The sequence below is a fragment of the Haloarchaeobius marinus genome (assembly GCF_051207415.1).
In the GTDB taxonomy this organism is placed as follows: domain Archaea; phylum Halobacteriota; class Halobacteria; order Halobacteriales; family Natrialbaceae; genus Haloarchaeobius.
The window spans coordinates 914,332-934,968 of sequence record NZ_JBPKGD010000002.1 but is presented as its reverse complement, the minus strand read 5'-3'; the positions used below and the strand labels follow the sequence as shown (position 1 = coordinate 934,968).

Below are 20,637 nucleotides of genomic sequence, written 5' to 3'. Positions count from 1 at the left end.
AAACACAAAGTCAAGGTGTAAGAAATAAATATATGGGAGGGTGGAGACCCCCCGAGGCGTCGACCGACCGATGTCCGGCATCGGTCGTACAGTGGCCTGCGGGTTCGTCAGCCGACCCCCGGCGGCGTGGTCGGCGGTACGACCCCCTTACTCGCCCTGCCACTCGGGGTCGCGGTCCTCGAGGAAGGCGTCGATGCCCTCGTTCTTGTCATCGCTGGCGAACAGCAACGCGAACAGTTCGGCCTCGTACTCGATGCCCTCTTCGAGACCCATCCGCGACCCGGCCTTGACGGCCTTCTTCGCGAGTTCCAGCGCGACGGGCGACTTGGCCGCCATCTTCCCCGCGAGGTCGTACACCCGGTCGTCGATGTCCTCCGGGTCGCACACCTCGTCGACGAGTCCGATGTCGTGGGCCTCCTCGGCGTCGACGAGTTCGCCGGAGAGGACCAGTCGCATCGCCTGCCCCTCGCCGACGAGACGGGGGAGACGCTGGGTCGCGCCGCCACCGGGCATGATGCCGAGGTTGATCTCCGGCTGGCCGAACTTCGCGCCGTACTGGGCGATGCGGACGTCACAGCCGAGCGCGAGTTCGGACCCGCCGCCGAGACAGTGGCCGTTCACCCTCGCGATGACCGGTTTCTCCAGGTCGTCGACGTACTCGTACACGCGGGGGCGCTTCGACGCCTCGCGCTGTTCCAGCGCGTCGCGTTCGCGCAGTTCGGTCACGTCCGCACCGGCGACGAACGCACTCGACTCGTCGGACCCGGTCAGGACGACCACCGTCACCTCGTCGTCGTCCTCGGCGGCGTCCAGCACCGACTTCAGTTCCCGCCGGAGTTGCGCGTTCAGGGCGTTCCGTGCGTCCGGCCGGTTCAGCACGACCGTCGCGACGCCAGCGACGCGGTCGCCGACGCTGGCCTCGACGAGGTCGCAGTCGGCCGCGACGGACCCGGTGTCGCCGTCGCTCATTCGTCCTCACCCCGGTCGCCCAACGTGCCGACTATCTCGCCGTCCTCCCAGACGTAGAAGCCCTCGCCGGTCTTCTTCCCGAGTTTGCCCGCCCGGACCTTCTGCTTGAGTAACTGTGGCGGCCGGAAGCGCTCGCCGAGTTCCTCGCGAAGGTACTCCAGGATGTCGAGTCGCACGTCGAGACCGACGACGTCGCCGAGTTCGATGGGTCCCATCGGGTGGTTGTAGCCGAGTTCCATCGCTGCGTCGATGTCCCGTGGCGAGGCGACGCCCTCTTCGAGCATCCGGATGGCTTCGACGCCGAGGCTGACGCCCAGGCGGGAGGAGGCGAATCCAGCCGAGTCCCGCACCGTGACGGCCGTCCGGTCGATGCTCTCGACGAACGACTCGGCGAAGTCGACCGTCTCCTCGCTCGCCTGCTCCGGGACGACGACCTCGACCAGTTGCATCAGGTGGACCGGGTTGAAGAAGTGCAGACCGACGGCGCGTTCGTCGTGGTCCAGTGCGCTCGCTATCTCGGTGACGGAGAGCGACGACGTGTTCGAGGCGATGACGGCCTCGTCGTCGACGAGTTCCTCCACGTCCGCGAACGTCTCCTTCTTCAACTCCATCTGCTCGGGGACCGCCTCGACGACGAGGTCGGCACCCGCGACGGCGTCCTCGAGGTCGACCGCGACGTCGATGCGGTCGAGCGTCGCGTCCATCTGTTCCCGGGTGACCTTGTCGCGGTCGACGCCACCCTGGAGGTTGGACCGGATGCTGTCGAGTCCGTTCTCGACGTACTCCCGTTCGATGTCGCGCATCGTCACCTGGTGGCCGCCCATCGCGGTTACCTGTGTGATTCCGTGCCCCATCGTGCCGGCGCCGAGTACGCATACCTTCATAGTCGAGACGGTGCGGGCGCGGCAAGTAAGCGTTATCCGTTCCGGCGATGCCGTGACGTGGCTCCAATATTCAATACCGTCGCGGCCGTCCGGACTACTATGAGCCACGATACCACGACGCTCGATTCGCTCCGTAGACCGGTCGCCGGGTACGGCCTCCCGGTCCGCGCGCTGGTCGCGCTAGCAGCGGCGGTCGTCGGGAACGTCGCCGTGGTCACCGCCGCCGACGCGGCCGGAATCGCCCCGGACCTGACGGCACTCGACTACCCGCCGGTGCTGTTCCTCACGACCGTCGGCGTCGTCGCCGCGACTGGCGTCTACTGGGTGATCGCCAGACGCGTCGACGACCCGACGAGGACCTTCACCCGGGTCGCGGCGCTCGCGCTCGTCCTCTCGTTCCTCCCGGACGTCGGCCTCCTCCTCGGTGACCCGGCGGCGACCGTCTCAGGCGTCGCCACGCTGGCGTTCATGCACGTCGTCGCCGCCGTCGCCTGCGTTGCGTTCCTGCCAACGGGCGAGTGAGGTCCGGAGCCGGCCAGTCTCGCCACGTCACCCCGTCGGCGTGACCTTGGACCCGTAGCGCGTCACGCCCTCCTGCGTGTAGATGCGCCTGAAGGTGGCCTCGACGCGGTCCCCGACGTCGACGGCCCCCGGGTCGGCGTCGGTGACCTGTGCCGGCATGCTGACGGCGGCCTCCGCGTCGGGGCCGTCGAGCGCCACGACGGCGACGGCGAAGTCGCCCGTCTTCGCCTGCTGTTCGGCGAACTCGGGCGGCGCACCCCCCTGCGAGATGGTCGTGACCGCCTCGACGGTTCCGGTTCCGGGGAGTCGGACGGGGGCCAGTTCGGCGCGTTCGTGGCACTGCTCGCACGCGCCCTCCGGCGGGAAGTTGAGCGCCCCGCAACTGCCACAGCGACCGGCCTCCAGTCGGTACCGCTGGGGGATGGTGCGCGTCCACGACGGCACGGACACGTACGCACCGCCACCGGCGGGTGGTCCCGAGGTGACCTCGCCGCGCTGCCGGAGGTACTCGGCGTACGAGAGCGTCGTCTCGCCGGCGAGTCCGAGGTCGGTGACGACCTCGCCGTCGGCCTCGACGACGAGTGCGTCCGCGCCGCCGCCCGACCCGTAGCCGACGACGAGCGTCGTCTCCAGGCCGTCGGCCAGCGCGGTGGCGAGCGAGAGGAGTGCGCTCGCTGCTCCAGTGTCCCCGAGTTCGTGGACCGTCGCCACGTCGTAGATGGCGTCGGAGTCGACGCCGAGGGCACCCGCGACGCGGTAGGGCAACTTCCCGTCGGGTGCCTGTATCGCCACGGCGTCGGGGTCGAGGGAGGCGTCGAGGCCCTCGACGGCACCGGTCACGACGTCCCGGAAGGCGTTCCGGTCGTACGTCGTCACGTCCAGTCCCTCGACACGCTCGGACCCGGACTGTCGGAACCGCGTGCCCGGGTACGGACTCGCGTACTCGGCGCGGTCGACGACGCGGGCGCTCCCGTCGCCGGCGAGGACGAACGCGACGGCTCCCGCCCCGGCGGCGTGGTCGGTCGACTCGTCGAGGTTCCCGCGCGGGCAGTCGGCCGCGACGACGAGTCCGACGCCACCATCGAGGCCCGCGTCGAGACCGTCGACGAGCGCCTGCGTCCCGGCGCGGGTGCTCCCACTGTGGAATCGCCGCGTCGCGGTCTCGGGGACGGCCAGCGCCGCCCCCAGTCTCGCGGTCAGGTCCTCCTCGGCGAGCGGTGGGGTCGTCGACGCGAACGCGAGGTAGGTCACGTCGGACCCGTCGCTCCCGTCGGCGGCGAGAGCGCGCTCCCCGGCCGCGACGGCCATCGTGAGCGCGTCCTCGTCCGCGCCGGGCACCGCCTTCTCCTCGACGCCGGCGGCCTGGAACTGGCCCCAGGCCTCGACGAACGCCTCGGACGTGATGCGGAACCGCGGGGCGTACGCACCGAGGGCGCGGACGGCGTTCGCGCTCATGCGCCCACCTCCTCGCGCTCGAAGGCGTGGACGACGGCCGCACCGCCGCTCCCGCCGACGTTGTGGGTCAGGCCGCGCGTCGCGCCCTCGACCTGGCGCTCGCCGGCCGAGTGGGTCAGTTGCTCGAACGCTTCGACGACCTGACCGGCACCCGTCGCACCGATGGGGTGGCCCTTCGACTTCAGGCCGCCGGAGGTGTTGACGACGACCTGACCGCCGTAGTCGCTCTCGCCCGCGGCGACGAACGCGCCGGACTCGCCGGGTTCGCACAGGCCGAGGTCCTCGTAGGCCATCAGTTCGGCGATGGCGAAGCAGTCGTGGACCTCGGCGAAGTCCACGTCCTCCGGGCCGAACCCGGCCATCTCGTAGGCCCGCGCCGCCGCGTCGACCGACGCCGGGACGTTCACGTAGGAGTCGCGCTGGAACAGGCCGACGCGGTCCGAGGCCGCGCCGACGCCCGCCACCCTGGCCGCCACGTCCGTGTACTCGTCGACGACGTCCTCGCTGACGACGAGGACGGCGGCGGCGCCGTCGGTCGTGGGACAGCAGTGATAGAGGTTCAGGGGGTCGGCGACGACCGGCGCGTCCATCGCGTCCTCAAGCGAGCACTCGAAGCCGAGGTGTGCGTGGGGGTTCTTCGCGCCGTGTGCGTGGTTCTTCACGGCCACGTGCGACAGTTGCTCGGCCGTCGTGCCGTACTCGGCCATGTGCGCGCTGGCCATCTGGGCGTAGACGCCGGCGAACGTCGTGCCAGAGAGCCGTTCCCACTCCGTCTCGCCGGAGACGCCCAGCCAGTACTTCGTCGCGTCGCCGGAGGCGTCGGTCATCACCTCGACCCCGCCGGCCAGCACCACGTCGGCCATGCCGGATTTGACGGCCTGGACCGCCTGCCTGACCGCGTATCCCGACGCCGCACAGGCGTTCTCGACCCGCGTCGTCGGCACGCCGTGGAGACCGACGTGTTCGGTGACCGCGGGTCCCGAGAGGCCGAGCTGGCGGCCGCCGACGCCGAGCGTGCCGACGACCGCCTCGTCGACTGCGTCGGGGTCGAACCCGTTCGATACGCTCTCGACGGTCTCCTCGAACGCCGCCTCGAACAGAGACCGGTAGCTCTCGCCGGGGAAGGACCCGAAGTCGGACTGGCCCGCCCCGACGACGTACGCGTCTCGCATACTCGAACGTCGAACGTCACGGCTGAAGTACCTTCGCGCTTCGGCATCTATCCGCCCGGCGCGACGTGGGAAGTTTCGCCGCGAACGCCGTGAGATTCAAACGTACGCCGGTTCTGTACCGTTCATGAGCAACTCGCGTATCACCGTCTCGCTGGACGAGGACGCCCAGGAGGCCCTGGCCGACGTGACGTCGCGGACGGGACAGGGCCAGAGCGAACTCGTCCGGCGGGCGTTGACGTTCTACGCGGCGAACTTCCAGGCGGCGACGACGGACGCGAGCGAGAAACTGGAGGACTACCACAAGATGCTCTCGGGCGGCGAGCACGTCCTCCTCGACGTCGACTTCCTGCACTGCTTCCTCGACTTCGTCTCCGACGCCGAGGGCGACCGGGCCGAGGAGTTCCTCGAGGCGGCGGACGAGGTGTCGGCCTATCACGCCCGGGAGTACGAGGAGGAGTTCGAGAGCCTCGACGAACTGCTCGAATGGCTCTCGCTCTGTGGCTTCCTCTCGGTGCGCCGGAGCGACCGGAACCGCTACCACGTCGTCTTCCCGTCCGAAGAGATTCGCTGGTTCATGACCCGGTTCATCGAGCGGAGCGCCGTCCGACTCCCCTTCGAGATAGAGATAGAGGAGGGGTACACGAAGGTCATGATGACCGAGCAGCCCACCGACGACGGCTGACCGCCGTCCGGCGTTCGTGTCATATTTCTAGTATGAACGGTTCATACGTCTTCATACTCGGTCGCATCTGGCCAGAGAGTCTTGTTACTCGGTAACAACAGTCTATATAGTCTCCGGGGCACTGGTACTCTCCGTCATGGCACAGGATGACACTTTCGCGGACCGGTTGCGGCGCCGGCGGTTCCTGCGCCTGAGCGGGGCACTGGGTGTGGCCGGCCTCGCGGGTTGCTTGAACCAGGGCGAGTTACAGGGCGAGACGAACACCGACGGCGACGACGACGACACCGACGGTGGCGGTGGTGGCGGTGGGGGCGGTGGGTCGTCGGACCCCATCAAGGTCGGGGCGGCGATTCCGTTCTCGGGCGACCTGAGCGACTTCGGCGAACCGATGCTCAACGCCATGCGGATGGCACAGGAGGACATCAACGCGGCCGGCGGGCCGCTTGGGCGCGAAGTCGAGGTGCTCGACGAGGACACGGGGACGGACTCCACGCAGGGGGTCAACGCGGCGAACAAACTGGTCGAGACCGACGGCGTCTCCGGACTCATCGGGGCGGTCTCCTCGGGCGTCACCATCAGCATCGCGCAGTCGGTGACCATCCCGAACGAGGTGTTGCACATCACCTCGGCGTCCTCGTCCCCGACCATCTCGACGCTCGACGACGACGACCTCGTCTTCCGGACCCGGACGAACGACCGCTTCGTCGCCAAGGTGATGGCCCGCATCATCGAGAACGAGGGTGCGTCGAGTGCGGCCGTCATCTACGTCAACAACGACTTCGGACGGGCGCTCGCCGACACCTTCGAGGCGACGTTCAGCGGCACGACGACCGCGACGGTGGGGTACTCCTCCGGACAGTCCAGCTACGAGCAGATACTGTCGGAGGCGTTCAGCGACGACCCAGACTTCATCGCGTTCGCGGGGTACCCCGAATCGGGGACGACGATGCTCAGCCAGTGGAACGAGGGCGGCTACGGCGGCAACTGGGTGCTCCACACCAGCATGCTCTCCGAGGACGTCATCGGCAACGTCGGCGCCGACGTGATAAACGGCATGTTCGGTGTGCGTACGCGACCGCCGACGGGCGACGCGACGGACGCGTTCGTCAGCGACTACGAGAGCGCCTACCCGGACGCCGACGTCTTCTCGCCGTACTCGTGGAACTCCTACGACGCGCTCATGTCGTACTGTCTCGCCGTCCACGCGGCGGGCACGACGGACTCGGGGGCCGTCAAGGAGCAGATGCGGACGGTCTCCAACCCGCCCGGCGACGCGGTCAGCTACGACGGCTTCGCCGACGGGGTCAGCGCGCTCGACGGCGGCACCGAGATAGACTACAGCGGCCCGAGCGGGACCGTGGATTACGACGACAACGGCGACGTGGCCAGCGACATGGTCGTGGTCGAGGTGGTCGACGGGGCGTTCGAGGACCAGCAGGTGATTCCCGCGGACGAACTGGTCTGAGCCGCCGCCCGAGTCATCCCATTTTACATACATGTTAGCAGCAACTGCGCAACCGAATCGACGGACAGCCGGGGAGGTGCCCCCGCGTGAGTGACGACGCCCGCGTCGGCGTCGACATCGGCGGGACGTTCACCGACCTCGTGACCATCGCGGACGGGACCGTCCGCGTCCACAAGACGCCCTCGACGCCGTCGGACTCGGAGGAGGGCGTCATGAACGGCCTCCACGGGGTCTCGACGGAGTACGGCATCGAACCGGACGACATCGCGTTCTTCGGGCACGGGACGACCGTCGCGACCAACGCGGTCCTCGAGGGGACGTGGGCCGACACCGCACTGGTCACGACCGAGGGCTTTCGAGACGTGCTCGAGATCGGTCGCCAGGCACGGCCGGACATCTACGACTTCGACGCCGAGAAACCCACGCCGGTCGTCGGGCGCGACCGTCGGTACGAGGTCACCGAACGCCTCGACGAGCGCGGCGACGTGCTGACGTCACTCGACGAGTCGTCCGTCCGCGCCCTCGCCGCCGACCTCGACGACGTCGACAGCGTCGCGGTGAGCCTCCTCTACTCGTTCGAGAACGACGACCACGAGCGTCGCGTCCGCGAACTCCTCGAAGCGGAGGGCGTCGACGCCTCCGTCTCGCTCTCCTCGCGCGTCCTCCCCGAGATACGGGAGTACGAACGGACCCTCACGACCGCGCTGAACGCCGCCCTCAAGCCGGTGATGGACCGGTACATCGGCCGACTCGAGACCCGGGTCTCGGAGGCGGGCGTCGGGACCGACCTGAAGATAATGCAGTCCAACGGCGGCATCATCACGGCCGACGCCGCCCGGGACCGACCCGTCAACACCCTGCTCTCCGGTCCGGCGGCGGGCGTCCAGGGTGCGACCTACGTGGCCGGTCTCGCTGGCATCGAGGACTGCATCACGATGGACATGGGTGGCACCTCCTGTGACGTCTCGCTCGTGCAGGACGGCGAGCCACTCGTGACCACCGACGTCGAGGTCGGCGACTACCCCGTCTCGGTGCCGATGATCGACATCCACACCGTCGGGGCCGGCGGCGGTTCCATCGCCTGGATCGACGCCGGCGGGGCGCTCCGGGTCGGCCCCCGGTCGGCGGGTGCCGAGCCCGGACCGGTCTGCTACGGTCGGGGCGGGACCCGACCGACCATCACCGACGCCCACGCCGTGCTCGGGCGCATCGACCCCTCGCGGTTCCTCGACGGCCCGTCGCCGGACGACGCGGTCGACGCGGCGGTCGAGGAGCACGTCGCCGCCGACCTGGACATGGGCGTCGCGGAGGCGGCCCAGGGAATCCTCGACGTGGCGAACGCGAACATGGCGCGGGCGCTCCGCGTCGTCTCCGTCGAGCGCGGGTACGACCCCCGGGACTTCGGTCTCGTCGCCTTCGGCGGCGCGGGACCGCTCCACGCCTGCAGGCTGGCGCGCGACCTGGAGGTCCCCCGCGTCGTCGTCCCCCGGACCGCAGGCGTCCTCTCGGCGCTCGGCCTGCTCATCAGCGACGTGCTCTACGACTACTCGACCTCGAAGGTCCGGGCGTGGACCGAGGTCGAACCGCGGACGCTCGCGGACGCCTTCGAGACGTTCCGTGGGCGGGGGCAGGACCGCCTCGCCGCCGAGAGTCGGACCGGTGGCGACGTGCAGTTCGAGCGCTCGGTCGACCTCCGGTACGCCGGCCAGTCGTTCGAGTTGACCGTTCCGGTCCCGTCCGGCGAACTCGACGAGGCGACGCTCGGCACCGTCGTCGAGCGCTTCCACGACAGACACCGCCAGCGATACGGTCACGCCTACGAGGACGAACCGGTCGAACTCGTCACCGTCCGCCTCCGGGCGCGGGGCATCGTCGAGACCCCCGACCTCCATCCGGACCCGGTCGACGGCACCGTCGCGGACGCCGTGCGCGAGACGCGAGCCGTCGTCTACGACGGGCGGACGCACGAGACCAGCGTCTACGACCGTCGGTTGCTCCCGACGGGCGCGGCCTTCGACGGCCCGGCCATCGTCGAGGGGCGAGAGAGTACCGTCGTCGTCCACCCCGGGCAGTCCGCGAGCGTGGACGAGTACGGCAGCCTGCTGGTGGAGGTGAACCCATGACCGACTCCGTCACGCTGGAGGTCATCCGGAACGCCTGTATCGCCGTCTGCGAGGAGATGAACGCGAACCTCATCCGGACCGGCTACTCGCCCAACATCAAGGAGCGCCGGGACTGCTCGTGTGCGCTCTTCGACGCCGAGGGCGAGATGATAAGCCAGGCCGAGAACATGCCGGTCCACCTCGGCGCGATGCCGTTCTCCGTGTCGGCGGCCATCGACCGGTTCCCGCCGGAGACGCTCGAACCCGGCGACGGCATCCTGCTCAACGACCCGTTCTACGGCGGCGCACACCTGCCCGACCTGACGCTCGTGACGCCGGTGTTCCACGAGGACGACGAGGGCGAGCAGGAACTCGTCGCGTTCGCGGCCAACCGCGCCCACCACGCCGACGTCGGCGGGGCACGCGCCGGCAGCGTCGCGGCCGATTCCACCGAGATATACCAGGAGGGCATCCGTATCCCGCCCGTGAAACTGTTCGAGGGCGACGAACCCAACGACGCCGTGTTCGAAGTGGTGCTCTCGAACGTCCGGACGCCAGACGAACGCCGCGGCGACCTCCGGGCACAGGAGGCAGCCAACCAGACTGGCAAGCGCCGGTTCCTCGAACTCGTCGAGAAGTACGGCCGCGAGACGTTGACCGAGGCGCTCGCCGAGATACAGGACTACTCCGAGTCCAGGATGCGGACCGAGATCGCGGCCCTCGAGGACGGCACGTACCACTTCCGGGACGTGCTCGACGACGACGGCCTCGGCAACGAGGACCTGCCCATCGAGGCGACGGTCACGGTCGAGGGCGACGGCGTCACCGTCGACTTCGAGGGCACCGCCGACCAGACGGAGGGGCCGGTGAACGCCGTCCTCGCCGTCACCGCGTCGGCGACGTACTACTCCGTCCGGTGCGTCACGGACCCGGACATCCCGCCGAACCACGGCTGCTACCGGCCCATCGAGGTGAAGGCTCCCGAGGGGAGCATCGTCAACCCCGAACCGCCGGCCGCCGTCGTCGGCGGGAACCTCGAGACGTCCCAGCGCGTCACCGACGTCGTGCTGGGCGCGTTCGCCCAGCAGGCGCCCGAGCGCGTGACGGCCGCCGGGCAGGGGACGATGAACAACGTCACCTTCGGCGGGACCGACCCACGGACCGACACGCCCTACGCCTTCTACGAGACGCAGGGCGGCGGCTTCGGCGGTCGCGCCGGCAAGGACGGCATGGACGGCGTCCACGTCCACATGTCCAACACGATGAACACGCCCGTCGAGGTGCTGGAGACGGCCTACCCGCTCCGGGTCCGGCGGTACGAACTCAGGCAGGACTCGGGTGGGCCGGGGCAGTTCCGCGGCGGTCTCGGCCTCCGGCGCGACATCCAGGTCCGCGACCACGAGGCGCACTTCAGCCTCCTCGCCGACCGGCACCAGCACCAGCCCTACGGACTGGAGGGCGGCGAACCGGGCGAGTGCGGTTCGGCCGCGCTCACGACCGACGACGGCGAGACGCGCCGACTCCCGCAGAAGTCGACGCACGAACTCCCGCCGGGGTCGACGGTCAGCATCCGGACGCCGGGTGCCGGCGGCTACGGCGACCCGGCGGACCGCGACGCCGACGCCGTCCGCCGCGACGTCCGCCACGGGAAGGTGTCGGCCGAGGCGGCCCGCGAGTCGTACGGGGTCGACGTCGACGGTGCGACCGGCGACGACGAAGCCGACAGTCTGGAGGGTGGCGATGACTGATGCGCCGCGACCCACTCCGGTACGTCCCGCACGTCCTCGTGACCAGCGTCGGCTACGTCATCTTCGCCTACGCCGCGCTCCCGGACGTCCTGACGGCGCGACTGGGCGTCGGCCTGCCGTCGTTCGGACTGCTGATGAGCGCCCCGCTGGCGGCGTTCGTGCTCGTCCAGCGGCCTGCCTCGCGGTGGGTCGGTCGGCACACGACGACGCGGGTGCTGTTCGTGGGTGGTATCGCACACCTCCTGCTCGGCCTCTCGCTGGACCTGTCGGCGTCGTTCCCGGTCGTCCTCGCGCTACGGGGCCTCTGGGGAGCGACCGGTGGACTGCTGGTCACGGTCGGGGCGACGCACATCTCACGCCTCACCGACGGGGCGAACTCGACGCGCCAGCAGGGCGTCTACGGCGGCCTGCTGACCTTCGGCGGGATGCTCGGCTTCCTGCTCGCGCCGACGCTCGTCGAGCGACTCGGCTGGCTGGCGCTGCACGCGCCGGGCGCGCTGCTCTCGGTTCCGGCGCTCGTCGTCTGCGGGATGCACCTCTCGGACCGCCGGACCGAACCCACCGGGTCGACGGAACCCGGTGGCGTGGTGCTCCATCCGGTCGTGTTGCTCGCGTCGGCGTGCTACGTCGCCATCATCGGATCGTACATCACCCTCTCGACGTTCGTGACGGCGTACTTCGCGGACCTCGGCGTGGTCGGACGGCTCAACGTAGTCGTGCTGGCGACGGCGACGGCGGGACGGGTCGGCGGCGGCGAGACTGTCTGGCGCTTCGCGCTCTCGGACCGCCGACTGGTCGCCGGGAGCACCGCCGCGGCGGCGCTCGGGTTCGCCGCGATGGCCGTGACCGGCAGTCCGGTCGCGCTCGTCGTCCTCCCGTTCCTCGTCATGCTGGCGGTCTCGGTCCCGTTCGGTGCGGTCTACAACCTCGCCGCCGGCGCGACGGACGCGGAGGGGACGGCCATCGCGACCATCGTCGCGGCCGGCAACGTCGCCGCGCTCGTCCTCCCGCCGGTCACGGGGACCATCAGGGAGGCGACCGGGAGCTACGGCGGCGCGTTCCTGGTCCTCGGCGCGCTGAACGCCGTCGCCGCCGCCGCAACCTACTACACGATGGTTCGCTACGCATGAGACAGAACGACATGCAGTCCGAGAACACGTACAGGCCGCGTCGGGGCCGGGGGGCCGGTGGATGGTAGAGACCGGGCTTCTCGACGCGCTCGCACAGGGGCTCGTCACCGGCAGCATCATCGCCGCCGGTGCCATCGGCCTCTCGCTCGTGTACAGCATCGCCGAGGTGCCGAACTTCGCGCACGGCGACATGATAACCGTCGGCGCGTACCTCGCGCTGGTCGTCAACCGGCCGGACGAGATATCGCTCCTGCCGGGACTCCCCGGCGGCGCAGTGTCGCTCGTCGTCGCCGCCGCGGTCGCGCTCGTCGTCGCGTCGCTGTTCGGGGCCGTCTACGAGTACTCCATCTTCCGGCACTTCCGGTCGAAGGAGAGCGACCTCATCACCATGGTCATCGTCTCGCTGGGGCTGGCGCTCGTCCTGCGCAACGTCGTGCTGTTCGTCGCCGGGTCGCGCAACATCAGCTACGAGACGCCCGTCGTCCGCGACGTGAACTGGGACCTCTACCTCACCGGGTCGGGCCTCACCGTCCAGCGCACCCAGCGCCAGGCCAACGAGATGGCCCTGCTCGGCGAGTGGGGCTACCCCTGGTGGGTCGTCCTCGGCGTCCTCGCGGTCGCCGGCGGCGTGGGCTACGGCATCTACCGGTGGCGAGAGACCGACTCGAACTTCGAGGCGGTCCACCTCGTCTCGCCGCGCGTCCTCGGGTTGCTCGGGGGCGTCGCGACGCTGCTCGCACTCGCCGCCGTCGTACGCTTCGACCCGCAGGGGACCAGCGCGTTCTTCGAGACCAGGGTCGGGACCAGCAGCAAGGACGTCACCATCGTCCTCGCCGTCGGCGTCGCGATGTTCCTGCTCAACCTCGTGCTGAAGGCGACGCGCCTCGGCAAGGGGATGCGCGCCACGGCCGACAACATGGACCTCGCGGAGGTGCGCGGCGTCGACGTCGACCGCGTCCAGCTCGTGGTCTGGGTCATCGCCGGACTCCTCACCGCGCTGGCCGGCGTCCTCGCCGGGTGGAGCGCCTCCAACGTCAACCCGAACATGGGTTTCACGCTGCTCCTGCCGGTGTTCGCAGCGGTCATCCTCGGTGGCATCCGGTCGCCGTACGGGGCCGCGGCGGGCGCGCTCGTCATCGGCGTCAGCATGGACGTCGGCGTCTACCTGCTGCCGTCCGGCCTCGCGACGTACCGGACCGCCATCGCGTTCGTCATGCTCATCGCAGTGTTGCTCGTGAAACCCGAGGGCCTGTGGGGTGACGTCTGATGGCGCTGTCAGACTTCCTCGTCTCGCTGGCGACGTTCGTCGCCATCTACGGGCTGTTCGCACTCGGGTTGAACCTCAAGTTCGGGTTCACGGGGCTGATCGACTTCGGCCACGTGGCCTACTTCATGATCGGCGGGTACGTCGCCGCCGTCCTCACGATGCCCGCGCAGGCGACGGGCTACGAGGGACTCGGCGGCTACGCGCTCCCGGCGTTGCTGGGAGTCGTCCCGGGCGGCGCATTCCTCGGGTGGCTCCTCGGCGTCGCCGTGGGGATGCTCGCCGCCGCGCTCGTCTCGCTGCTGGTCGGCGTGCCGACGCTCCGGTTGCGCGAGGACTACCTCGCCATCACGGCGCTCGGCATCGCCACCATCCTGAACGAGGTGGTCCGCAACGAGGTCTGGCTGTTCAACGGGCCGTTCGGCATCCAGACGGTCCACCACCCGGCGGCGGGCCTGTTCCCGTTCAGCCTCGGGTCGTTCACGGTGAACCTGCTCGTCTTCGGCGGTCTCAGCGTGCTCGTCATCGGCTACGCGACCTTCCGCGTCCTCGACTACGTCAGGGACGTCGACGGGGTCGGTGCCGGCCTCGGCGTCGCGAGCGTCGTCGTCCTCGGCGTCGCCGCCAGCGTGGTCGCGACCGGCGGCACGTTCCAGTACGTGGGCGTCCTGCTCGCCATCGTCGGCGTCGCCCTCGTCCGGGAGGCGGTCCGTCGCTCGACCGAACCCGAGCGCACGCTCGGGGTCGTCGTCGCCCTGGCGTTCGTCGGCTGGTACTTCGTCCAGCCGTTGCTCACGGCGGCGAACCCGACGGTCACGCTCCAGACGAACGTGATGTTCCTGTTCGACCCCGTCGCCGGGCCGAACGGCGGTCTGGACTACGACCGGTTCTTCATGCTCCTCTCGCTGGCCTTCCTCGCCGGCGGCTACGTCTGGTGCCAGCGCACCATCAACAGTCCGTACGGTCGCGTCCTGCGTGCGGTGCGCGACGACGAGGACGTCCCGCGGGCGCTCGGGAAGGAGACGTTCCGGTACAAGATACAGGCGCTCCTGTTCGGCTCCGCCCTCGCCGGGGCGGCGGGCGCGCTCTACACCATCCACCTCGGGTTCATCAGTCCCGACCAGTTCGGCGCGATGATAACGTTCTTCGCGTTCTCGTCGGTCATCATCGGCGGGACGGCGAACAACGCCGGCGTCGTCCTCGGGACGGCGGTGTTCTGGTCCATCAACAGCGGGACGCAGTTCCTCAACGACTACTTCCCGTCGGAGTACGCCGTCCAGCTTGCGGCGTCGCGGCTCGTCTTCATCGGGGTCCTGCTCATCGTCATCCTCTACTACCGGCCGGAGGGAATCCTCGGCGAGCAGGACTACGACATCGCCCTCCCGGGGGCCGACGTCGACGTGTCGGAGGAGGACGCCGACGTCCCCGGAGACCGCGCAGACCTCTCTGGAGGTGTCTCCGATGACTGACCCGGTCCTCGAGGTCACCGACCTCCGGAAGTCCTTCGGGGGCATCACCGCCCTCGACGGCGTCGACGTCACCGTCGACCAGGGCATCACCGGTCTCATCGGGCCGAACGGTGCCGGGAAGACCACGTTCTTCAACTGCGTCACGGGCTACCTCTCGCCCGACGGCGGGTCGGTCGAGTTCCACGGGACCGACGTGACCGGCGACCGGACGCCGGCCATCGTTCGCGAGGGACTCGTCCGGACGTTCCAGATACCGCGCGAACTGGAGAACATGACGGTCCGCGAGAACCTGCTGCTCGGGCCCCGGGGCCAGTCCGGCGAGAACCTGACCCGCGCCTGGGTCCGGGGCGGCGAGTTCGTCGAGGACGAACGCCGCAGTCGCCGGGCGGCCGTCGAGATGGCCGAGTTCTTCGAACTCGACCACCTCCTCGACGAACCTGCCGGCAACCTCTCGGGCGGCCAGCGCAAACTGCTCGAACTCGCCCGGGTACTCCTGACCGACCCCGAGATGGTGTTGCTGGACGAACCGCTCGCGGGCGTCAACCCGACCCTCGAACGGAAGATTCTCAACCGCATCCACGAACTCGAATCGCAGGGGCAGACGTTCCTGTTCGTCGAACACGACATCGAGGTCATCATGGCAAACTGCGACCACGTCGTCGTCATGCACCAGGGGAAGAAACTCACGGAGGGCGACCCGGAGACCGTCCGGAACGACCAGCGCGTCATCGACGCCTACCTGGGGGAGGAGCTATGAGCCTGCTCCAGCTCGCCGCCGTCGACGCCGGCTACGGCGACCTCCAGATACTCACCGACGTCGACATGACCGTCGAGGACGGCGAGTACGTCACCATCGTCGGACCGAACGGTGCCGGGAAGTCCACCGCGATGAAGACCGTCTTCGGCCTGACGACCCTGCTGGACGGGGCCGTCCACTTCGACGGGACCCCCATCCACGAGAAGAGCACGCAGGACATCATCCGCGAGGGCATCGCGTACGTCCCCCAGACCGAGAACCTCTTCCCGCGGATGACCGTCCGCGAGAACTTGGAGATGGGCGCGTACGTCTTCGACGAGGTCCCCGAGGACCGACTCGAGGACGTCTTCGAACGCTTCCCCATCCTTCGGGAACGCCAGCGCCAGCGCGCCGGCACCATGTCGGGCGGCCAGCAGCAGATGCTCGCGATGGGTGCCGCCCTCATGCTCGACCCCGACCTGCTGATGCTCGACGAACCGTCGGCCGGCCTCGCGCCCGACCTCGTCGACGAGATGTTCGACCGCATCGACGAGATAAACGACGCCGGGACCGCGGTGCTGATGGTCGAGCAGAACGCCAAGGAGGCGCTCCGGCGCTGCGACCGGGGGTACGTCCTCGTCAACGGCGAGAACAGCTTCGAGGGCCCCGGCCACGAACTGCTGGCCGACGAGGAGGTCCGCAAGCGGTTCCTCGGTGGCTGACGCCGGTCCCCCCGGCCTTCGTCCCCCCGTCGAAACTATCAATCGGAAACCATTAACTGCCGAACCGGTCCGGGGCCCCATCCGAAATCCGGGCATACCACGAGCAGCGTTCCGGAGGCCGGCCGCTTCGAGTACGTAGCTTTATATTTCACGAGAAACATTTGCCTCCCATGGCACTCAGTTTCGACGAGCGGAGTTACGATAACGGCTTTTGGGTGAACGCGGCGATCGGTGCAGTCGCTGCATTCGTCCTCTCGTTCATCCCATTCTCGACGGTACTCGGTGGGGTCGTGGCGGCGTATCTACAGAAGGGAACGTCGCGCAACGAGAACCTGCGGGTCGGCGCGGCCGCCGGCGCCATCTCGTTCATCCCGATGCTGGTCGTGATATTCGGGTTCGGCGTCCTCGGACTGCTGACCGGGGACGCGACCGGGTTCCTCTTCTTCCTGGTGTTCGGCCTGTTCCTGTTCGTCCTCGTGGGCATCTACACCGTCGGTCTCGCCGCCGCCGGCGGCGTCCTCGCCCACCTGATCTGGGAGGAGGAGTTCTATCGCGCCCGGTCGGGCGGCCGACCCGGTGCGACCACCGAGAGCTACGAAGAAGCGCAGTACTGACGCCGACGGACCGTCGTCCGACCACGATTCTTTCGACCGCGTGACGAACCAGCGGCGGCGCCCCCTCCCATCCCTCGCCGAGAAGGCAATCGTTACTTGCACCCCCTCCGAATGCCCGGGCATGGCCTACAGCTACGAACCGCACTACTTCGAGGACATGGAGGTCGGGAAGACGTTCCAGAGCGCCGGACGGACGGTCACGGAGTCCGACTTCGTCTTCCACTCGATGTTCGCCGACGACTGGACGGAACTGCACACCAACGCCGAGTACTCCGAGGAGGGCCCCTTCGGCGAGCGCATCGGTCACGGGCCGATGACGTTCATCCTGACGACCGGAATGGTCCAGCGCTGTGGCTTCGTCGAGCGGACGGTCATCGCGTTCCTCGGGATGAACTACATGGACGTGCCGAACCCCCTGACCATCGGGGACACCATCTCCTCGGAGTTCGAGGTCACCGAGAAGAAGGAGTTCGACTCCCGCGAGGACGCCGGCCTCGTGGTCATCGACTCCGAGACGCGGAACCAGGACGACGAGGTGTTGCTCCAGGGCGACATGAAGTTCATGTTCAAACGGCGGGACTACTACGGCGAGAAGCCCGGTCACCCCTGAGCTAGAACTATCCGTCTCGCCGAGAATCACCCCGTATGACGATGGACCACGCGGCGATTCGCGTCTCGAACCTCGAGGACTCCCTCGCGTTCTACCGGGACGTCTTCGGCTACGAACCGCTCGACGCGTACGAGGAGAGCGACGTCGTCTCGGACACGTTCGTCGGCGTCGACGACCAGCCAGTCTTCCAGTTCGTCGAGGCCGACGGGTCGGTGGACCCCGGGGACACCGACCACCTCGGCGTCTCCGTCCCCGACGTGGACGAGGCGGTGTCGGCGCTCGACGACGACCGCATCCACCGCGGGCCGGAGACCCTCGACGAACTCGACCTGCGAATCGCGTTCGTGGAGGACCCGGACGGCTACGTGCTCGAACTGGTGACGTCGGTCTGAGGCGGCGCGGAAACACGAACGCTTTTTCGGTTGCCAGTCGGAGTCCAGAGCATGACCCTGCCGAGCGTCGTCGACCCGGACGAACCGCGCATCATCGACACCCACGCCCACCAGCCGACGGAGGAGTTCCTCTTCGACGCCGGTGGCGAGATGATGCAGGACGCCGCCCGCCGGTTCGGCAAGGAGATGGTCCCGAACTCCTACGAGGAGATGATAGCGGAGTACCACGACGCCGGCATCGGCAGGGCCGTCCTGCTCGGCTGGGACGCCGAGACTAACACGGGCAACCCGCCCGTCCCGAACGATTACGTCGCCGAGGTGCGCGACGAGTACGACGACTTCTTCGTCGGGTTCGGGTCGGTCGACCCCCTGAAGGACGACTGCGTCGAGGAGGCCCGCCGGTGCGTCGAGGACCTGGACCTCGTCGGCTTCAAGTTCCAGCAGATCGCCCAGGGGTTCGACCCGAGCGACCCGGAACACGAGGAACTCTGGTCGACCATCGAGGACCTCGGCGTCCCCGTCGTCTTCCACGGCGGGAACTCCACGCTGGGCGCGTGTGCGCCGGGCGGTCGCGGCCTCAAGATAAAGTACGGGAACCCGATGCTCATCGACGACGTGGCCGCCGAACACCCGGACCTCCAGATACTCATCGCACACCCGGCGTTCCCGTGGGAGAAGGAACAACTCGCCATCTGCCAGCAGAAGGGCAACGTCTACATGGACCTCTCCGGGTGGATGCCCGCCTACATCGACGACCAGGTGCTTCACTACGCGAAGACCCTGCTGAAGGACAAGGTCATGTTCGGGACGGACTACCCGATGCTCGACCCCGCGACGTGGCTCGACCAGTTCGCCGAACTCGACTTCCCCGAGTCGGTCCAGCGCAAGATACTCTGGGAGAACGCCGAGGAGTTCCTCGACCTGTAGGGTGGCGCCTGGGCCGTGGAGACGCTTCTGTCCGGGCGATTCCGTGTGTCCGTTCGGGACGTCCGTCATTTCTCCGGTAACTATTGAACAGACGCGCAGGATTGAACACAGATGAACGCAACAATCAATCATGCACAAGCCACTGCTGGTGACCGACTCCCTGGACCGGGCACGGAGACACTACGCCGACGAGACCGGTATCGTCGCGACGACGGGCGAGCGCTTCACCTACGAGGAGTTCGGCGACCGTGCGGACCGGTTCGCCGCCTTCCTGCAGTCCGAAGGCGTCGAGAAGGGCGACCGCGTCGCCGTGCTGGACCCGAACACGCACTACCAGCTGGAGGCCGCCTACGGCACGATGCAGGCCGGTGCGGTCCACACGCCACTCAACTACCGGCTGACGCCCGACGACTACGAGTACATCCTGAACGACGCCGGCGTGACGGCCATCTACGCCGACTACGAGTACGCACACCGCATCGAGGCCATCCGAGACGAGGTGCCGACCGAGGTCTTCGTGACGAACGACGTCGACGCCGTCGAGGGTGACTGGCAGTCGTTCGACGACGTCGTCGCCGACGCGGGCGCCGAGTACGACCGCCCCGAGATGAGCGAGGACGAGGTCATCACCATCAACTACACCTCGGGGACGACCGGCGACCCGAAGGGCGTCTGTCGCACCCACCGTGCAGAGACCATCCACTCCTACCTCATCACGGCTCACCTGGAGATCGCGGACGACGACGTCTACCTCTGGACGCTGCCGATGTTCCACGTGAACGGCTGGGGACACATCTACTCCATCACGGGGAACGGTGCGACCCACGTCTGCACGCGCGGGGTCGACGCCGAGAGCGTCTTCGACGTCATCCAGACCGAGGACGTGTCCTACCTCTGTGCCGCACCGACCGTCCTCAACATGCTCATGGAGTACTACGGGAACCACGACGTCGCGACGACCGGCGCGAACCCGGTACGTGCGGCGACGGCCGGCTCGGCACCGCCCGAGTCCACGGTCCGGACCGTCGAGAACGAGTTCGGGTGGACGCTCATGCACGTCTACGGTGCGACCGAGACGGGGCCGCTCATCACCACCTCGCACGCGCCGCGACACCTCGCCGGCAAGACCGACGACGAGCGGTTCGACCTCGTGAAGCGCCAGGGTATCGGCTACCTCGGCACCGAGATCCGCGTCGTCGACGACGACGGCGAGGACGTCCCCCGGGACGGGTCCACCATCGGAGAGATCGTCGTCCGCGGGAACCAGGTCATGGACCGCTACTGGAACAAACCCGAGGAGACCGAGGAGGCGTTCACCGAACGGCTGGAGGGCTACTACCACATGGGCGACCTCGCGACGTGGGACGAGAACGGGTTCGTCTCCATCCAGGACCGCCAGAAGGACATCATCATCTCCGGCGGCGAGAACATCTCCAGTATCGAACTGGAGGACGTCCTCTACGACCACGAGGCGGTGTCGAAGGCGGCCGTCATCCCGGCACCCAGCGAGAAGTGGGGGGAGACGCCGAAGGCGTTCGTCGTCCCCACCGAGGACGCCGACGTCGACGAGGACGAACTCAAGGAGTTCGTCGCCGAACGCGTCGCCCGGTTCAAGGCCATCTCGTACGTCGAGTTCGTCGAGGAACTCCCGACGACCGCGACCGGGAAGGTCCAGAAGTACGAACTCCGCGAGCGCGAGTGGGAGGACGAGGAGTCGATGGTCGGACAGGGGTGACCCCCGGACGGCCCCACCGAGGCGGGCGTCGCGGACCGC

General features: G+C 68.6%; 19 protein-coding genes. 15 read left to right on the top strand and 4 right to left on the bottom strand.

The window, feature by feature from the left end; genetic code table 11:
* Nucleotides 1-147: 147 nt before the first annotated feature.
* Together ACSC1W_RS10815 and ACSC1W_RS10810 are read right to left on the bottom strand one after the other, a co-directional pair.
* A complete protein-coding gene (locus ACSC1W_RS10815) occupies nt 148-969 on the bottom strand; it encodes an enoyl-CoA hydratase/isomerase family protein (RefSeq protein WP_435347419.1) in 822 nt (273 codons plus the stop codon).
* The gene (locus tag ACSC1W_RS10810; RefSeq protein WP_435347417.1) at nt 966-1,853 is read right to left on the bottom strand and encodes a 3-hydroxyacyl-CoA dehydrogenase family protein; all 888 of its coding nucleotides are present in this window, start codon (nt 1,851-1,853) and stop codon (nt 966-968) included. Before ACSC1W_RS10810 ends, ACSC1W_RS10815 begins: the two co-directional genes overlap by 4 nt.
* A gap of 99 nt (nt 1,854-1,952) precedes the next feature.
* On the opposite strand from ACSC1W_RS10810, the gene ACSC1W_RS10805 reads away from it, so the two are divergent.
* Nucleotides 1,953-2,375 carry a DUF6069 family protein gene (locus ACSC1W_RS10805; RefSeq protein ID WP_435347416.1) on the top strand — a complete coding sequence of 141 codons (423 nt, stop codon included), beginning with the start codon at nt 1,953-1,955 and terminating at the stop codon, nt 2,373-2,375.
* Nucleotides 2,376-2,402: 27 nt separating this feature from the next.
* Here the strand turns inward: ACSC1W_RS10805 and ACSC1W_RS10800 are convergent, their stop codons facing one another.
* Together ACSC1W_RS10800 and ACSC1W_RS10795 are read right to left on the bottom strand one after the other, a co-directional pair.
* Nucleotides 2,403-3,830 carry an OB-fold domain-containing protein gene (locus ACSC1W_RS10800; RefSeq protein ID WP_435347414.1) on the bottom strand — a complete coding sequence of 476 codons (1,428 nt, stop codon included), beginning with the start codon at nt 3,828-3,830 and terminating at the stop codon, nt 2,403-2,405.
* Complete coding sequence (locus ACSC1W_RS10795; RefSeq protein WP_435347412.1) at nt 3,827-5,002, bottom strand: thiolase C-terminal domain-containing protein; 1,176 nt, start codon at nt 5,000-5,002, stop codon at nt 3,827-3,829. Before ACSC1W_RS10795 ends, ACSC1W_RS10800 begins: the two co-directional genes overlap by 4 nt.
* A 124-nt stretch (nt 5,003-5,126) precedes the next feature.
* On the opposite strand from ACSC1W_RS10795, the gene ACSC1W_RS10790 reads away from it, so the two are divergent.
* The 14 genes from ACSC1W_RS10790 (at nt 5,127) to ACSC1W_RS10725 (ending at nt 20,598) form a co-directional block, all read left to right on the top strand.
* The gene (locus ACSC1W_RS10790) at nt 5,127-5,684 is read left to right on the top strand and encodes a ribbon-helix-helix protein, CopG family (RefSeq protein ID WP_435347410.1); all 558 of its coding nucleotides are present in this window, start codon (nt 5,127-5,129) and stop codon (nt 5,682-5,684) included.
* A 136-nt stretch (nt 5,685-5,820) separates the two neighbouring features.
* The gene (locus ACSC1W_RS10785; RefSeq protein WP_435347408.1) at nt 5,821-7,149 is read left to right on the top strand and encodes an ABC transporter substrate-binding protein; all 1,329 of its coding nucleotides are present in this window, start codon (nt 5,821-5,823) and stop codon (nt 7,147-7,149) included.
* A gap of 86 nt (nt 7,150-7,235) precedes the next feature.
* Nucleotides 7,236-9,272 (top strand): hydantoinase/oxoprolinase family protein, encoded by a 2,037-nt coding sequence (locus ACSC1W_RS10780; protein WP_435347406.1) that lies wholly within the window; start codon nt 7,236-7,238, stop codon nt 9,270-9,272.
* Nucleotides 9,269-10,999 (top strand): hydantoinase B/oxoprolinase family protein, encoded by a 1,731-nt coding sequence (locus ACSC1W_RS10775; RefSeq protein WP_435347404.1) that lies wholly within the window; start codon nt 9,269-9,271, stop codon nt 10,997-10,999. The genes ACSC1W_RS10780 and ACSC1W_RS10775 overlap by 4 nt, the downstream gene beginning before the upstream one ends.
* Nucleotides 10,999-12,129 carry an MFS transporter gene (locus ACSC1W_RS10770; RefSeq protein ID WP_435347402.1) on the top strand — a complete coding sequence of 377 codons (1,131 nt, stop codon included), beginning with the start codon at nt 10,999-11,001 and terminating at the stop codon, nt 12,127-12,129. Before ACSC1W_RS10775 ends, ACSC1W_RS10770 begins: the two co-directional genes overlap by 1 nt.
* A gap of 61 nt (nt 12,130-12,190) precedes the next feature.
* Nucleotides 12,191-13,396 carry a branched-chain amino acid ABC transporter permease gene (locus ACSC1W_RS10765; protein ID WP_435347400.1) on the top strand — a complete coding sequence of 402 codons (1,206 nt, stop codon included), beginning with the start codon at nt 12,191-12,193 and terminating at the stop codon, nt 13,394-13,396.
* Nucleotides 13,396-14,862 (top strand): branched-chain amino acid ABC transporter permease, encoded by a 1,467-nt coding sequence (locus tag ACSC1W_RS10760; RefSeq protein ID WP_435347398.1) that lies wholly within the window; start codon nt 13,396-13,398, stop codon nt 14,860-14,862. Before ACSC1W_RS10765 ends, ACSC1W_RS10760 begins: the two co-directional genes overlap by 1 nt.
* Nucleotides 14,855-15,619 carry an ABC transporter ATP-binding protein gene (locus tag ACSC1W_RS10755; RefSeq protein ID WP_435347396.1) on the top strand — a complete coding sequence of 255 codons (765 nt, stop codon included), beginning with the start codon at nt 14,855-14,857 and terminating at the stop codon, nt 15,617-15,619. Before ACSC1W_RS10760 ends, ACSC1W_RS10755 begins: the two co-directional genes overlap by 8 nt.
* Complete coding sequence (locus ACSC1W_RS10750; protein WP_435347394.1) at nt 15,616-16,320, top strand: ABC transporter ATP-binding protein; 705 nt, start codon at nt 15,616-15,618, stop codon at nt 16,318-16,320. Before ACSC1W_RS10755 ends, ACSC1W_RS10750 begins: the two co-directional genes overlap by 4 nt.
* A gap of 170 nt (nt 16,321-16,490) precedes the next feature.
* Nucleotides 16,491-16,934: a DUF5518 domain-containing protein gene (locus ACSC1W_RS10745; RefSeq protein ID WP_435347392.1), complete on the top strand. Its 444-nt coding sequence runs from the start codon at nt 16,491-16,493 to the stop codon at nt 16,932-16,934.
* Between the two features lie 121 nt (nt 16,935-17,055).
* Nucleotides 17,056-17,544: a MaoC/PaaZ C-terminal domain-containing protein gene (locus tag ACSC1W_RS10740; protein WP_435347390.1), complete on the top strand. Its 489-nt coding sequence runs from the start codon at nt 17,056-17,058 to the stop codon at nt 17,542-17,544.
* A gap of 35 nt (nt 17,545-17,579) precedes the next feature.
* Nucleotides 17,580-17,936, top strand: coding sequence for a VOC family protein (locus ACSC1W_RS10735; RefSeq protein ID WP_435347388.1), 357 nt, complete (start codon nt 17,580-17,582; stop codon nt 17,934-17,936).
* 51 nt (nt 17,937-17,987) lie between these two features.
* Nucleotides 17,988-18,863: an amidohydrolase family protein gene (locus ACSC1W_RS10730; protein ID WP_435347387.1), complete on the top strand. Its 876-nt coding sequence runs from the start codon at nt 17,988-17,990 to the stop codon at nt 18,861-18,863.
* Between the two features lie 130 nt (nt 18,864-18,993).
* Nucleotides 18,994-20,598 (top strand): long-chain-fatty-acid--CoA ligase, encoded by a 1,605-nt coding sequence (locus ACSC1W_RS10725; protein WP_435347385.1) that lies wholly within the window; start codon nt 18,994-18,996, stop codon nt 20,596-20,598.
* The last annotated feature ends 39 nt before the right edge of the window (nt 20,599-20,637 follow it).

Bases quoted from the DNA above. Each gene is read 5' to 3' on its own strand.
- ACSC1W_RS10815 (WP_435347419.1), bottom strand. From the start codon at position 969: ATGAGCGACGGCGACACCGGGTCCGTCGCGGCCGACTGCGACCTCGTC.
- ACSC1W_RS10810 (WP_435347417.1), bottom strand. From the start codon at position 1,853: ATGAAGGTATGCGTACTCGGCGCCGGCACGATGGGGCACGGAATCACA.
- ACSC1W_RS10805 (WP_435347416.1), top strand. From the start codon at position 1,953: ATGAGCCACGATACCACGACGCTCGATTCGCTCCGTAGACCGGTCGCC.
- ACSC1W_RS10800 (WP_435347414.1), bottom strand. From the start codon at position 3,830: ATGAGCGCGAACGCCGTCCGCGCCCTCGGTGCGTACGCCCCGCGGTTC.
- ACSC1W_RS10795 (WP_435347412.1), bottom strand. From the start codon at position 5,002: ATGCGAGACGCGTACGTCGTCGGGGCGGGCCAGTCCGACTTCGGGTCC.
- ACSC1W_RS10790 (WP_435347410.1), top strand. From the start codon at position 5,127: ATGAGCAACTCGCGTATCACCGTCTCGCTGGACGAGGACGCCCAGGAG.
- ACSC1W_RS10785 (WP_435347408.1), top strand. From the start codon at position 5,821: ATGGCACAGGATGACACTTTCGCGGACCGGTTGCGGCGCCGGCGGTTC.
- ACSC1W_RS10775 (WP_435347404.1), top strand. From the start codon at position 9,269: ATGACCGACTCCGTCACGCTGGAGGTCATCCGGAACGCCTGTATCGCC.
- ACSC1W_RS10770 (WP_435347402.1), top strand. From the start codon at position 10,999: ATGCGCCGCGACCCACTCCGGTACGTCCCGCACGTCCTCGTGACCAGC.
- ACSC1W_RS10765 (WP_435347400.1), top strand. From the start codon at position 12,191: ATGGTAGAGACCGGGCTTCTCGACGCGCTCGCACAGGGGCTCGTCACC.
- ACSC1W_RS10760 (WP_435347398.1), top strand. From the start codon at position 13,396: ATGGCGCTGTCAGACTTCCTCGTCTCGCTGGCGACGTTCGTCGCCATC.
- ACSC1W_RS10755 (WP_435347396.1), top strand. From the start codon at position 14,855: ATGACTGACCCGGTCCTCGAGGTCACCGACCTCCGGAAGTCCTTCGGG.
- ACSC1W_RS10750 (WP_435347394.1), top strand. From the start codon at position 15,616: ATGAGCCTGCTCCAGCTCGCCGCCGTCGACGCCGGCTACGGCGACCTC.
- ACSC1W_RS10745 (WP_435347392.1), top strand. From the start codon at position 16,491: ATGGCACTCAGTTTCGACGAGCGGAGTTACGATAACGGCTTTTGGGTG.
- ACSC1W_RS10740 (WP_435347390.1), top strand. From the start codon at position 17,056: ATGGCCTACAGCTACGAACCGCACTACTTCGAGGACATGGAGGTCGGG.
- ACSC1W_RS10735 (WP_435347388.1), top strand. From the start codon at position 17,580: ATGACGATGGACCACGCGGCGATTCGCGTCTCGAACCTCGAGGACTCC.
- ACSC1W_RS10730 (WP_435347387.1), top strand. From the start codon at position 17,988: ATGACCCTGCCGAGCGTCGTCGACCCGGACGAACCGCGCATCATCGAC.
- ACSC1W_RS10725 (WP_435347385.1), top strand. From the start codon at position 18,994: ATGCACAAGCCACTGCTGGTGACCGACTCCCTGGACCGGGCACGGAGA.